The organism is Variovorax sp. P4_D9, from assembly GCF_056401695.1.
In genome coordinates this window covers 1-12,181 of sequence record NZ_JBFUIU010000222.1, presented here as the reverse complement: position 1 = coordinate 12,181, position 12,181 = coordinate 1, and the positions used below count along the sequence as shown (strand labels likewise).

Annotated in this window: 13 protein-coding genes; 6 read left to right on the top strand and 7 right to left on the bottom strand. The window is 66.9% G+C overall.

Annotation, left to right across the window (positions count from 1 at the left end; all coding sequences use genetic code 11):
- The 5 genes from AC1DY5_RS23085 to AC1DY5_RS23065 form a co-directional block, all read right to left on the bottom strand.
- Nucleotides 1-969, bottom strand: a 969-nt coding sequence (locus AC1DY5_RS23085; RefSeq protein ID WP_478115113.1) for a class 1 fructose-bisphosphatase, incomplete at its 3' end; no start/stop codon positions are given.
- Nucleotides 970-990: 21 nt separating this feature from the next.
- A complete protein-coding gene (pepN, locus tag AC1DY5_RS23080; protein ID WP_478115111.1) occupies nucleotides 991-3,681 on the bottom strand; it encodes an aminopeptidase N in 2,691 nt (896 codons plus the stop codon).
- On the bottom strand, nucleotides 3,668-4,354 hold the full coding sequence (locus tag AC1DY5_RS23075; RefSeq protein ID WP_478115109.1) for an HAD family hydrolase: 687 nt from the start codon (nucleotides 4,352-4,354) through the stop codon (nucleotides 3,668-3,670). Before AC1DY5_RS23075 ends, pepN begins: the two co-directional genes overlap by 14 nt.
- Nucleotides 4,354-5,458, bottom strand: a protein-coding gene (gene prfB / locus AC1DY5_RS23070; protein ID WP_478115107.1) for a peptide chain release factor 2 whose coding sequence is annotated in 2 segments (ribosomal slippage) — nucleotides 4,354-5,376 and nucleotides 5,378-5,458 — 1,104 coding nt in all. Because the reading frame shifts where the segments join, the coding sequence is not laid out codon by codon here. The genes AC1DY5_RS23075 and prfB overlap by 1 nt, the downstream gene beginning before the upstream one ends.
- A 92-nt stretch (nucleotides 5,459-5,550) precedes the next feature.
- A complete protein-coding gene (locus tag AC1DY5_RS23065) occupies nucleotides 5,551-6,468 on the bottom strand; it encodes an alpha/beta fold hydrolase (RefSeq protein ID WP_478115105.1) in 918 nt (305 codons plus the stop codon).
- 82 nt (nucleotides 6,469-6,550) lie between these two features.
- Between AC1DY5_RS23065 and AC1DY5_RS23060 the strand changes: the two genes are divergently transcribed.
- Genes AC1DY5_RS23060 through AC1DY5_RS23045 form a run of 4 tightly spaced genes read left to right on the top strand, consistent with a single transcriptional unit; the run spans nucleotide 6,551 to nucleotide 9,145 of the window.
- On the top strand, nucleotides 6,551-7,612 hold the full coding sequence (locus AC1DY5_RS23060) for an aldo/keto reductase (protein ID WP_478115103.1): 1,062 nt from the start codon (nucleotides 6,551-6,553) through the stop codon (nucleotides 7,610-7,612).
- A 5-nt stretch (nucleotides 7,613-7,617) separates the two neighbouring features.
- Complete coding sequence (locus AC1DY5_RS23055) at nucleotides 7,618-8,109, top strand: aminoacyl-tRNA deacylase (protein ID WP_478115101.1); 492 nt, start codon at nucleotides 7,618-7,620, stop codon at nucleotides 8,107-8,109.
- A gap of 34 nt (nucleotides 8,110-8,143) precedes the next feature.
- The gene (plsY, locus tag AC1DY5_RS23050; protein ID WP_478115099.1) at nucleotides 8,144-8,773 is read left to right on the top strand and encodes a glycerol-3-phosphate 1-O-acyltransferase PlsY; all 630 of its coding nucleotides are present in this window, start codon (nucleotides 8,144-8,146) and stop codon (nucleotides 8,771-8,773) included.
- A gap of 18 nt (nucleotides 8,774-8,791) precedes the next feature.
- The gene (locus AC1DY5_RS23045) at nucleotides 8,792-9,145 is read left to right on the top strand and encodes a RidA family protein (protein ID WP_478115097.1); all 354 of its coding nucleotides are present in this window, start codon (nucleotides 8,792-8,794) and stop codon (nucleotides 9,143-9,145) included.
- 1 nt (nucleotide 9,146) lies between these two features.
- Here AC1DY5_RS23045 and AC1DY5_RS23040 read toward each other — a convergent pair whose 3' ends face one another.
- Entirely contained in the window at nucleotides 9,147-9,785 is a 639-nt protein-coding gene (locus AC1DY5_RS23040) for a retropepsin-like aspartic protease family protein (protein ID WP_478115095.1), read from the bottom strand.
- A gap of 7 nt (nucleotides 9,786-9,792) precedes the next feature.
- Nucleotides 9,793-10,278, bottom strand: a complete 486-nt coding sequence (locus AC1DY5_RS23035) for a YajQ family cyclic di-GMP-binding protein (RefSeq protein ID WP_478115093.1) — start codon at nucleotides 10,276-10,278, stop codon at nucleotides 9,793-9,795.
- An 82-nt stretch (nucleotides 10,279-10,360) separates the two neighbouring features.
- Here AC1DY5_RS23035 and murB point away from each other — a divergent pair, with 82 nt between their 5' ends.
- Complete coding sequence (gene murB / locus AC1DY5_RS23030; RefSeq protein WP_478115091.1) at nucleotides 10,361-11,413, top strand: UDP-N-acetylmuramate dehydrogenase; 1,053 nt, start codon at nucleotides 10,361-10,363, stop codon at nucleotides 11,411-11,413.
- A 135-nt stretch (nucleotides 11,414-11,548) separates the two neighbouring features.
- Nucleotides 11,549-11,998: a winged helix-turn-helix domain-containing protein gene (locus AC1DY5_RS23025; protein ID WP_478115089.1), complete on the top strand. Its 450-nt coding sequence runs from the start codon at nucleotides 11,549-11,551 to the stop codon at nucleotides 11,996-11,998.
- Nucleotides 11,999-12,181 lie beyond the last annotated feature (183 nt).

Below are 12,181 nucleotides of genomic sequence, written 5' to 3'. Positions count from 1 at the left end.
TTTCGACCCCAGCACAACAGCCACGCGCTCATGCAGCTTGGTCGGCTGCAGATCCATGATGCGTTGGCGGCCGTTGGTCGAGGCGCCGCCGGCCTGCTCGACCAGCCAGCTCATTGGGTTGGCCTCGTACATCAGGCGCAGCTTGCCGGCCTTCTYGGGCTCGCGCTTGTCCCAGGGGTACAGGAAGACGCCGCCGCGCATCAGAATGCGGTGCACGTCGGCCACCATGCTGGCAATCCAGCGCATGTTGAAGTCCTTGCCGCGCGGGCCTTCTTTCCCGGCCAGGCATTCGTCGATGTAGCGCTTCACCGGCGCATCCCAGTGCCGCATGTTGCTCATGTTGACCGCGAATTCCTTGGTGTCGGCCGGGATCTGGATGTCCTCCTGCGTCAGCATGAAGGAACCCTGCTCGCGGTCCAGCGTGAACATCGCGACGCCGGCGCCGACGGTCAGCACCAGCGTGGTCTGCGGGCCGTAGATGCAGTAGCCCGCCGCCACCTGCTTGCTGCCCGCCTGCAGGAAGTCGCCTTCCTGCACGCCGGGCGTGTCTTCGGGCTTCTTGAGCACGCTGAAGATGGTGCCGATGCTGACGTTGACGTCGATGTTGCTCGAGCCGTCGAGGGGATCGAACAGCAGCAAGTACTCGCCCTGCGGGTAGCGGTTGGGCACCACGTAGATGCTGTCCATCTCCTCGCTCGCCATGGCGGCCAGGTGGCCACCCCATTCGTTGGCCTCGATCAGCACCTCGTTGGCGATGATGTCGAGCTTCTTCTGGATCTCGCCCTGCACGTTCTCGCTCTCGGCGGTCCCGAGCACGCCACCGAGCGCGCCCTTGTTGACCGCCTGGCTGATGCTCTTGCAGGCGCGCGCCACCACTTCGAGCAGCAGGCGCAGTTGGCCGGGGATCAGGCCGTCGGCGCGTTGCTGCTCGACCAGGTAGCGGGTGAGGGAAATCTTTTGTTGGGCCATGTAGTTCGGGTTCTTGTGGGTTCAGATCGACAGCGCGCGGCTGACGACTTCGAGCGTGTCCTTGCTCAGGTCGGGCCGCGCGGCCACGCGGGCGATGGCTTCGCGGGCGGCACTGCGATAGGGTTCGGCCAGCTTGCTCCAGCGGTCGAGCGCACGCGCCAGCCGGGCCGCGACCTGCGGGTTGATGGCGTCGAGCTCGATCACGCGGTCGCTCCAGAACACGTAGCCGGCCGCATCCGGACGGTGCAGGGCGGCGGGGTTGCCGCTGCAATAGCTGAAGATCACGCTGCGGGCGCGGTTCGGGTTCTTGATCGAGAAGTCCGGGTGCTTCATGAGCTGCTTGACCAGCGGCAGGATGTCGCCGCCGCGGTCGGGCGCGCCGGCCTGCAGCGAGAACCACTTGTCGATCACCAGCGCCTCGTCCTTGAAGATCTGGTGGAAGCGCGCTAGCGCCTGCGCCGCCAGCGCATGGCCCGAGGACACCAGCGCATTGAGCGCGTTGAAGCGGTCGGTCATGTTGCCGGCGTCCTTGAAGCGCTGCAGCGTCTTGCCCGGCCAGACCACGTCGCCCGAGGCCCGCGCCGCCAGGCCCAGGTGGGTGAGGGCGATGCCGGCCAGCGCGCGGCGGCCCGAGGAGACCGGGTCGGGCGAGTAGGCGCCGGTGTCGCGGTTCTGCTCGTAGGCCTGCTCCCAGTCGGCGAACAACGCGGTCGCGAGCTGGCCGCGCATGGCCTCGCGCACGGCATGCACGCGCTGCGGGTCGACCACTTCGAGTTGCTCGGCGATGTAGGTCTCCGAGGGCAGGGTGAGCACCAGTTCCTTGAAGGCGGCGTCGAGCTGCGGATGGCGCAACACGCAGCGCATGGCGTCGACGAAGGCGTCATCGAGCGGCTGCGCGCCGGCCATCGCCGGTTCGGCGATCGCGCGAACCGCGGCGCGCAGTGCCAGCCGCTGGCCGGCTTCCCAGCGGTTGAACGGATCAGGGTCGTTGGCCAGCAGCGTCAGCAGCTCGGCGTGGCTGTAGTCGTAGTCGAGGATCACCGGCGCGCTGAAGCCGCGCAGGATCGAAGGCACCGGCTCGGCATCGAGACCGACAAAGGTGTACTGCTCGCCGGCGCGCGTCAGCACCAGGGTGCGCGTGCCCTGCGTGGCCTCGGCCTCGCCTTCGAGCTGCACCGGCAGTTCGCGGCCATCCGCACTCAGCAGCCCCAGATTGACCGGGAGCACGAAGGGTTCCTTGGTCGTCTGGCCCGGTGTGGGCGGGCAGCTCTGCACGAAGCTCAGTGTGTAGCTGCGCGATGCCGCGTCGTAGACACCGTGGGCCGCCAGGCGCGGCGTACCGGCCTGGCTGTACCAGCGCTTGAACTGCGGGAGCAGGCGCGCGAGCTCGCTGTCGGGGTTGGCATCGGCGATGGCCTGGGCGAAGTCGTCGCAGGTCACAGCATGGCCGTCGTGGCGCTCGAAGTACAGCGTGATGCCGCGCTCGAAGCCCTTGCGGCCGGCCAGCGTCTGCATCATGCGCACCAGCTCGGCACCCTTCTCGTAGATCGTGACGGTGTAGAAGTTGCTGATCTCGATGTAGCTGTCGGGCCGCACGGGATGCGCCATCGGGCCCGCATCCTCGGGGAACTGGGCGGTGCGCAGCACGCGCACGTCCTCGATGCGCTTGACCGCGCGCGCCGACGCATCGGCGCACAGGTCCTGACTGAACTCCTGGTCGCGGAACACCGTGAGGCCCTCCTTCAGCGAGAGCTGGAACCAGTCGCGGCAGGTCACGCGATCGCCGCTCCAGTTATGGAAGTATTCGTGGCCGACCACGCTCTCGATGTTGCTGTAGTCGGCATCGGTCGCGGTGGCCTGGTTGGCCAGAACGTACTTCGTGTTGAAGATGTTCAGGCCCTTGTTCTCCATCGCGCCCATGTTGAAGTCGCTGGTGGCGACGATCATGAAGCGGTCGAGGTCCAGCGGCAGGCCGAAGCGGGCCTCGTCCCACAGCACCGAGTTGATCAGCGAGTTCATCGCGTGCTCGGTCTTGTCGAGGTCGCCGGCGCGCACGTACACCTGCAGCAGGTGCTCGCGGCCGTTACGGGCCTTGATCTGCTGCTCGCGCGCCACCAGCTTGCCCGCGACCAGCGCGAACAGGTAGCTGGGCTTGCGGAAGGGGTCGACCCACTTGGCGAAGTGGCGGCCTTCGGGCAGTTCGCCCTGCTCGACCAGGTTGCCGTTCGACAGCAGCACCGGATAGGCGGTCTTGGTGGCACGCAGCGTCACCGTGTAGCTGGCCATCACGTCGGGGCGGTCGAGGAAGTAGGTGATGCGGCGGAAGCCTTCGGCCTCGCACTGCGTGAAGAAGGTGTCCTCGCTCACGAACAGGCCCATCAGCTTGGTGTTCTTGATCGGGCAGCAGGTGGTGAAGATCTCGAGCTCGAAGGCCTCGGGCAGGTTGTCGATCACCAGCTGGTCGGCTTCCATGCGGAACGAGGCGCCCTGGCCGTCGACCAGCACGCGCGCCAGGTTCAGCTCGTCGCCGTCCAGGCGCAGCGGCTCGGGCGCCACCTCGGGATTGCGGCGCAGCCGCATGCGGTTGAGCACCCGCGTCTTGGCCGGGTCCAGGTCGAAGGTCAGCTCAACCGTGTCGATCCAGTAGGCCGGCGCGCTGTAGTCCTCGCGACGGATCGCGATCGGTTGGCCTTGGGCATCACGCAGCAGCATCGAGTGTCTCCAGGAAGTTTGAGTTGTTCAGTTCGTCGTAGTCGCGCACGGCCGCGATCACGTGGGGCCCCGCGAGTTCGGAGGCGCTGTGGGTGGTGCAGACCGCCACCGCGAGCATGCCGCCGCGGCGCGCGGCCTCGATGCCGAAGGGCGCATCCTCGAAGACGATGCAGCGCGAGGGCGCCACGCCAATGCGGCGCGCGGCCTCGAGGAAGATCGCCGGCTGCGGCTTGCCGGGCAATCCTTCGTCGCCGCCGACGATCGCGAGCGGCGCCGGGTCGGGGCGCAGCTTGGACATCGTGAAGGCGACGTTGTGCTTGTCGCCCGCGGTGCCGACCGCCACCTTCAGGCCGCGCGCGACCGCGGCCCGGTTGAAGGCGGTGAAGCCCCGTACCTCGCGGAACTGGGCGCCGAAGAGTTCCCGGTAGATCGATTCTTTATGGTGCGTGATCTCGGCGCTCTCGGCTTCGGTCACCTCGCGTCCCATCAGTTCGCAGGCGCATTCGAAGGCCGTGCGGCCGGTGGTCTGCCGCATGAACTTCGGGATGTCGATCTCGACTCCATGACGGATGCCGTACTCGATCCATGCCTTGGCGTGCCAGGGCATGGAGTCGACCATGGTGCCGTCCATGTCGAAGATCAGGGCTTCCACCTTGCGGGTCGCGGCCTGCATCAAACGCCTTGCTTCAAGGACGCCTCGATGAAGGCATCGAGATCGCCGTCGAGCACCTTCTGCGTCGCCGAGATCTCGACGTTGGTGCGCAGGTCCTTGATGCGGCTGTTGTCCAGCACGTAGCTGCGGATCTGGTGGCCCCAGCCGACGTCGGTCTTGCTGTCTTCGAGCTTCTGCTGCTCTTCCTGGCGCTTGCGCATCTCGTGGTCGTACAGGCGCGAGCGCAGCCGCTTCCAGGCCACGTCGCGGTTGCTGTGCTGGCTGCGGCCGTCCTGGCACTGCACCACGATGCCGGTCGGGAGGTGGGTGAGCCGCACCGCCGAGTCGGTCTTGTTGATGTGCTGGCCGCCGGCGCCGCTGGCGCGGAAGGTGTCGGTGCGCACGTCCGAAGGATTGATGTCGATCTCGATCGAGTCGTCGATTTCCGGGTAGACGAAGATGCTCGCGAAGCTGGTGTGGCGGCCGCCCGAGGAGTCGAAGGGCGACTTGCGCACCAGCCGGTGCACGCCGGTCTCGGTGCGCAGCAGGCCGAAGGCGTAGTCGCCCTCGACCTTGATGGTCGCGCCCTTGATGCCCGCGGTGTCGCCCGGGGTCTCGTCCTCGATCTGGGTCTTGAAGCCCTTGCGCTCGGCGTACTTCAGGTACTGGCGCAACAGCATGCTGGCCCAGTCGCAGGCCTCGGTGCCGCCGGCGCCAGCCTGGATGTCGACGAAGGCGTTCAGCGGGTCGGCCGGGTTGTTGAACATCCGGCGGAACTCGAGCTGCTTGATGTCGACCTCGAGCTTGGCGGCGTCATCGGCGATGGCCTGCAGGCCGTCCATGTCGCCGTCCGCCTTCGACATCTCGAAGAGCTCGGTGTTGTCGGAAAGGCCGCTGGTGAGCCGGTCGAGCGTGACCACGACGTCGTCGAGCGACTTCTTTTCCTTGCCCAGTTCCTGGGCCTTCTTGGGGTCGTTCCAGACGTTCGGGTCTTCGAGCGACGCGTTGACCGTCCTCAGGCGTTCGGCTTTGGCATCGTAGTCAAAGATACCTCCGTAAATCGACCGTGCGGGCGCTCAGGTCCGCGAGAGTTGCGCCGATTTGGTTAATTTGCTCTGCATCCATGGGGTGTCCTGACGGTGTTCGGGGAAACCGCGTATTTTCTCATGGTCGGCATGGCCTGGTTCCGGAGAGGGYGAGGGCTGCCCCAATTGCCCTCAGGAGGCCAGGAAGTCCTCAATGAGCCTGGCCACGGCGGCGGGCTGGTCGTGGTGCAGCATATGGCCCGCATCCTCGACCCGCGCGATGCGCGCGTTGGGCACTTTCTTCAGCCGCTCGTGGTACTCGTCCAGCGTGTATCGGCCCTTCCACCAATGGCCGAGGCTGTCGTCCGAGGCCTCGRCCGCCAGCAGCGGCGCCGTGATGGACGCATAGAGCGCCAGCATTTCGTCGACCCGGAACAGGTTGGCGTTGATGATCTTGTGCGCCGGGTCGCCGAGGATCTCCCAGCGCTCGCCGCCTTCGGCGTCGGGCCGGGCGGCCGACCAGTGGGCTGCCAGCCAGTCGGCCTTGTCTTGCGACAGGCGCGGATTGGTCTTCATGAGCCGGCGCGCCACGCCGCCGACGGCCGGATAGGCAGCCAGCGCCATTTCGCCGCGGTGCAGGCGCTTGATTTCGTCGATCCACTTGCCGAAGCGCTGCGGCGCCTGCTCGGGTTTCAGGATCGGCATGCCGAAGCCCTCGAGATTGACCAGTCGGCGCACGCGCTGCGGCCGCACGCCGGCGTACTGCATGACCACGTTGCCGCCCATGCTGTGGCCGACCAGGTCGACCGGGGTGTCGCCGGCGTAGTGGTCCAGCAGCCAGTCGAGGTCGGCCAGGTAGTCGGGCATCCAGTAGTTGTCGACCGGCCCGCCGTCCGTGAGGCCGAAGCCACGCCAGTCGGCAGCCACCACGAAGCGTTCCTCCGCCAGTGCGTCGACCACGAACTGCCAGGAAGCCGCGACGTCCATCCAGCCGTGCATCATGACCAGCGGCGGGYGGGCGGTCCACGGTTCGCCCCACAGGCGCACGTGGTAGCTCAGGTTGCGGACGGGAACGAATTCGTTGCGCGAGGGGCGGAGGGCTTGGTACATCGAATCCGATGATAAGGATCCCGGCCGGGCGGCGCAGTCGACTGCAAGACAGGTCTTCGCCGCAGCAGGTAGCATTTCGGCCATGCAAAAAATCCAACTCGGTCAGAGCGACCWTCACGTGACGCCGATCTGCCTCGGCACCATGACCTTCGGCGAGCAGGTCGACGAGCCCACCGCCCACGCCATCCTCGATCGTTCCCTGGAGCGCGGCGTCGACTTCATCGACACCGCCGAGATGTACGCGGTGCCGGCGCGCAAGGAAACCTTCGGCGCCACCGAGACCATCATCGGGAACTGGTTCGGGAAGAACCCGGGTGCCCGGCAGAAGATCGTGCTGGCGACCAAGATCGCGGGCCCGTCGCGCGGCATGCCCTGGGTGCGAGAGGGCAGCGGCATGACGCCGGCCGACATCGCCGCCTCCTGCGAGGCCAGCCTCAAGCGGCTCAAGACCGACGTCATCGACCTCTACCAGATCCACTGGCCCGAGCGCCACGTGCCGGCCTTCGGCCAGCTCTACTACGACCCGAAGCGCGAGACCTCGACGACCCCCATCCACGACCAGCTCGAAGCGCTGGGCAAGCTGGTCGAGGCCGGCAAGGTGCGGGCGATCGGCCTGTCGAACGAGACGCCCTACGGCGTGCACGAATTCGTGCGGCTGGCCGAGCAGCACGGCCTGCCGCGCGTCGCGACGGTGCAGAACGTCTACTGCCTGATCAGCCGCGCGGCGGAAAACGGGCTGGACGAGACCATGCACCGGCTCGGCGTCTCGCTGCTGGCCTATTCGCCGCTGGCCTTCGGCCTGCTGACCGGCAAGTACGACCAGAGCGGCACCGAGGGCCCGGACGCGCCCAAGGGCGCCCGCATCTCGAGCTACGAATCGGTGCGCAAGCAGCGCTGGGGCCGGCCCGATGCGCTGAAGGCGGCGCGCCGCTACAACGCGCTGGCCCGCGAGCACGGGCTCACGCCGGCGCAGATGGCACTGGCCTTCTGCTACACCAAGTGGCAGGTGGCGAGCACGATCATCGGCGTGACCTCGGTGGCCCAGCTGAACGAAGACCTCGATGCCTGGGGCACCACGCTGAAGCCAGAACTGCTGGCCGAGATTGACAAGGTCCGCTGGGAACTGCGCGACCCCGCTGCCTGACCGACTTGGCCAAGAAAACCCACGTCTCCGAAACCCCCGCCACCCAGCTGCTGCGGGCGAACGGCATCGCCTTCACCGAGCATCCCTACGAGTACCTCGAGCACGGCGGCGCCCAGCACAGCGCCGAGGTGCTCGGGCTCGACCCCTTCACGGTGGTCAAGACGCTGGTGATGCAGGACCAGGACGCCAAGCCGCTGATCGTGCTGATGCACGGCAACCGCACGGTGTCGACCAAGAACCTGGCGCGGCAGATCGGCGCCAAGTCGGTCGAGCCCTGCAAGCCCGAGGTCGCGAACCGCCACAGCGGCTACCTGGTCGGCGGCACCTCGCCCTTCGGCACGCGGCGCGCGATGCCGGTCTACATCGAGTCGACTATCCTCGAGCTGCCGCGCATTGCGATCAACGGCGGGCGCCGCGGCTACCTGGTGGGCATCGACCCCCAGGTGTGCCTGAGCCTGCTCGGCGCCAAGCCGGTGCAGTGCGCACTGGCAGAATAGCCGGTTGCCTCGAACGGAGGCGCCCGGAGAAGCCGTGAGTTCCTATTTCCCCTCGTTGATCGCGATCGTCCTGTCCTACCTGCTGGGTTCGCTCTCTTTTGCCGTGATCGTCAGCAAGTCCCTCGGCATGGCCGATCCGCGCAGCTACGGCAGCAAGAACCCGGGCGCCACCAACGTGCTGCGCTCGGGCAACAAGGGCGCCGCGCTGGCGACGCTGCTGCTCGACGCGCTCAAGGGCTGGCTGCCGGTGTTCCTGATCCACCAGTTCGGTGCCGCCTGGGACCTGGGGCCCGGCACCGCGGCGGTGGCCGGGCTGGCGGCCTTCCTGGGCCATCTCTACCCGGTGTTCTTCGGCTTCCAGGGCGGCAAGGGCGTGGCGACCGCGGCCGGCGCGCTGGTCGGCATCGAGCCCTTGCTGGGCCTGGCGACCGGCGTTACCTGGCTGGTCATCGCGGTCTTCTTCCGCTTCTCGTCGCTGGCCTCGATCGTGGCAGCCTTCTTCGCGCCGGCCTACTACCTGATCGGCGGCCGGATCGCCTGGCCGCTCGACCTCGCGGTGCTGCTGGTGCTGGTGTCGATCAGCCTGCTGCTGGTCTGGCGCCACCGCGAGAACGTCCGCCGCCTGGCGGCCGGCACCGAGTCCAGGCTCGGCGCCAAGAAATAGGAAAAAAGGGAACAACTCATGGCATCCATCCAGCGTTTTCACGTCGGTCCGCGTCTCAGCGAGACCGCGGTCCACAACGGCACGGTCTACCTCGCGGGCCAGGTGCCCGACGACCTGTCGCAGGACATCCGGGGCCAGACCGCGCAGGTGCTGGCGATGGTCGACCGCCTGCTGGCCGAGGCCGGCAGCGACAAGTCGCGCATCCTGATGACGCAGATCTTCCTGTCCGACATCACGGACATCGCCGCGATGAACGAGGTCTGGGACGCCTGGATCCCGGCCGGAAACACGCCGCCTCGCGCGACCGTGCAAGCCGCGATGGCCAAGCAGGGCTACAAGATCGAGATCGTCGTGACCGCGGCGGTGGCCTGAGTCAGAAGCGCTTTTCCAGCACCATCTGGTCGGCGTCGCGGCGCATCGAGAAGCGGCTGATGAAGCTGTTGCCCAGCAGGATGTAGGGCATCGGTTGCTGCGAGACGATGGCATCGACGTCGTAGACCTCGACATCGCCGACCCGCACCGAGGCCAGTTGCAGGCGGTAGCCCTGGGCGACGCCGTTGGCCGTGTTCATGCGCACCGGCTGGCCCTTGCTGAAGTCGAGCCCGATGCGCTGGGCATCGGCGGCCGACATGGCGATCATGGTGGCGCCGGTGTCGAGCATGAAGCTGACCGCGCGGCCGTTGATCGCGCCCTGGGCCATGAAGTGGCCGCCGCTGCCCACCGGCAGCACGATGCGGGTGCCGCCGCCGCCCGAGCCACCGCCGCCGCCGATGCTCACCGGCGTGTCCATGCGCAGCGCGACCCGCTTGCCGCCGGCCTCGACCATCGCCTGTTCGCCTTGCAGGGAGACCAGCTTCACGCCCTGGAAGGTCTCTCCGACCGCCAGCGTCTTGGGCGCTCCACCGTTCACGATCAGGATCGCCCGGCTGCCGATGGTGCCGGTCAGGGTCACCGACTGGGCCTGCGCCCAGCTGCAGGCTGCGGCGAGCAGCAGCGGGATGAGCGCCTTCATGGGGCGATCAATCCCTGAAATTGTTGAAGGTCAGCGGCATGTCGGGCACGTCCTTCTTTATCAGTGCCATCGCCGCCTGCAGGTCGTCGCGCTTGGCGCCCGTGATGCGCACCGCATCGCCCTGGATCGCGGCCTGCACCTTGAGCTTGCTGTCCTTGATCAGGCGCTGGATCTTCTTGGCGGTCTCGGACTCGATGCCGCTCTTGACCTTGATGACCTGCTTGACCTTGTCGCCGCCGATCTTCTGCACGTCCCCCTTGTCGAGGAAGCGGACGTCTACGCTGCGCTTGGTCAGCTTGGCGCGCAGGATGTCCTCGACCTGGACGAGCTGGAACTCGGCGTCACCGATCATGGTGATCTCCTTGTCCTTGAGCTCGACGGCGGCCGCGGTGCCCTTGAAGTCGAAGCGCGTGCCGATCTCCTTGGCGGTGTTCTCGACCGCATTCTTGACCTCGGGCAAGTTGGGTTCACAAACAGTGTCGAAGGACGGCATGAGGTAGAGGCTCCGGCAGCAACAAAAAAAAGGAATGGGCCGCGCACGGTGTCGCGCGGTGTGCGAATGCGACAATTCTCCCATGATCGTGGAGCACAACGTACCGCTGCAGCAGCACAACAGCTTCGGCATCGTCGCGCGCGCCCAGCATCTGGTGCGCATTACGGGTGAGGCCGATGTCGCGGCGCTGCTGGCCGACGCGCAATGGCGTGACGCGCCCAAGTTCGTGCTGGGCGGCGGCAGCAACATCGTGCTGACCGGCGACGTCAAGCCGCTGGTGCTCAAGGTCGAGATCAAGGGCCTCCGGCGGGTCGAGGAGACCGCGCGGGCCTGGATCGTCGAGGCCGGCGCCGGCGAGGTCTGGCACGACACGGTGCGCTGGACGCTCGACCAGGGCTTTCCGGGCCTCGAGAACCTGGCGCTGATCCCCGGCACGGTGGGCGGCTCGCCGGTGCAGAACATCGGCGCCTACGGCGTCGAACTGCAGGACCGCTTCGAGTCGCTCGATGCCATCGACCTGCAGACCGGCCGCGCCTTCACGCTCGACGCGGCGCAGTGCGCCTTCGGCTACCGCGACTCGGTGTTCAAGCACGCCGCCAGCGGCGGCAACGATTTCGGGCTGGCGGGCCGGACGCTCATCACGCGGGTGCGCTTCCGGCTGCCCAAGCCCTGGAAGCCGGTGCTGGGCTACCTCGATCTCGAGCGCAAGATGGACGAGACCGGCAATTTCCAGCCCGCCGCGACGGAAATCTTCGACTGGATCTGCGCCATCCGCCGGGCCAAGCTGCCCGACTGGCGGGTGCTCGGCAATGCCGGCAGCTTCTTCAAGAATCCGACCGTGACGCCGGAGCAATGCGCCGACATCATCGCCCGCGACCCGAAGATCGTTCACTACCCGATGGCCGACGGCAGCATCAAGCTGGCGGCTGGCTGGCTGATCGATGCCTGCGGCTGGAAAGGCAAGTCGGTGGGCAACGCCGGCGTCTACGAGCGCCAGGCGCTGGTGCTGGTCAACCGCGGCGGATCGGCCAACCCGGTGACCGGGGGCGAGGTAATGACCCTGGCGAAGGCGATCCAGACCAGCGTTTATGAGCGTTTCGGGATCCGGCTGGAGCCCGAGCCGGTGGTGGTCTGATACCATTTTGCGTTCAATAGATTAGATATTGATGTCTACCCACGTACTTCAAGGAGTTGTGGATGAAGAGCTTGATCGTTGGGGATAAGCCGACTGTGATGCGCTTGGCAGAACGGCTCAAGCAAGCTGATAGCCATGCGCAGTACCAGCGCATCCAGCGTGCTGATCAGGGCCACACTGGGCAGCTCGGCCGGACAGATTGCGCAGTTGCTGGGTTGGTCAACGGCCACAGTGCATGTGCTGCACTCTCGATGGGCCAAGGAGGGTGATGCAATCTTCGATCTTCGAGGTCGCGGTGGCAGGCACCACCAGCATTTGAGCGCCGAACAGGAGCAGGAGCTGCTGGCACCCTTCGTCGAGCGCGCACAGGCAGGCGGGATGTTGACGGTGGCCAAGATTCAACAGGCCTACCAGAAGCAACTCGGCAAGGCGGTAGCGCCGTCGACGATCTACCGGCTGCTTGACCGTCACGGCTGGCGCGAGGTCGTGCCCCGGCCCAGGCATCCCAAGGCGGACGTCGCGGCACAGGCCGCCTTTGAAAAAACTCCGCCGCCAGGTACGCCAAGAGGTCGTGCGCCAGGCTGAACAGGGTCGCGCGGTGCGGCTGATGTTCCAGGACGAGGGGCGATTCGGATTGCTGGGCACGCCGCGTCGCTGCTGGGCGCCGCACCACATGCGACCTGTCGTCGGCGCGCGCCTGGAGCGCAAGTACATCTACGCCTTCAGTGCCGTCAGCCCGCACGACGGCGTGATGGACAGCCTCGTGCT

What these genes read in the sequence shown, in the direction of transcription:
- pepN (WP_478115111.1), bottom strand. Translation starts at nt 3,681, where the DNA reads ATGCTGCTGCGTGATGCCCAAGGCCAACCGATCGCGATCCGTCGCGAG.
- AC1DY5_RS23075 (WP_478115109.1), bottom strand. Translation starts at nt 4,354, where the DNA reads ATGCAGGCCGCGACCCGCAAGGTGGAAGCCCTGATCTTCGACATGGAC.
- AC1DY5_RS23045 (WP_478115097.1), top strand. Translation starts at nt 8,792, where the DNA reads ATGGCATCCATCCAGCGTTTTCACGTCGGTCCGCGTCTCAGCGAGACC.
- AC1DY5_RS23040 (WP_478115095.1), bottom strand. Translation starts at nt 9,785, where the DNA reads ATGAAGGCGCTCATCCCGCTGCTGCTCGCCGCAGCCTGCAGCTGGGCG.
- AC1DY5_RS23035 (WP_478115093.1), bottom strand. Translation starts at nt 10,278, where the DNA reads ATGCCGTCCTTCGACACTGTTTGTGAACCCAACTTGCCCGAGGTCAAG.
- murB (WP_478115091.1), top strand. Translation starts at nt 10,361, where the DNA reads ATGATCGTGGAGCACAACGTACCGCTGCAGCAGCACAACAGCTTCGGC.
- AC1DY5_RS23025 (WP_478115089.1), top strand. Translation starts at nt 11,549, where the DNA reads ATGCGCAGTACCAGCGCATCCAGCGTGCTGATCAGGGCCACACTGGGC.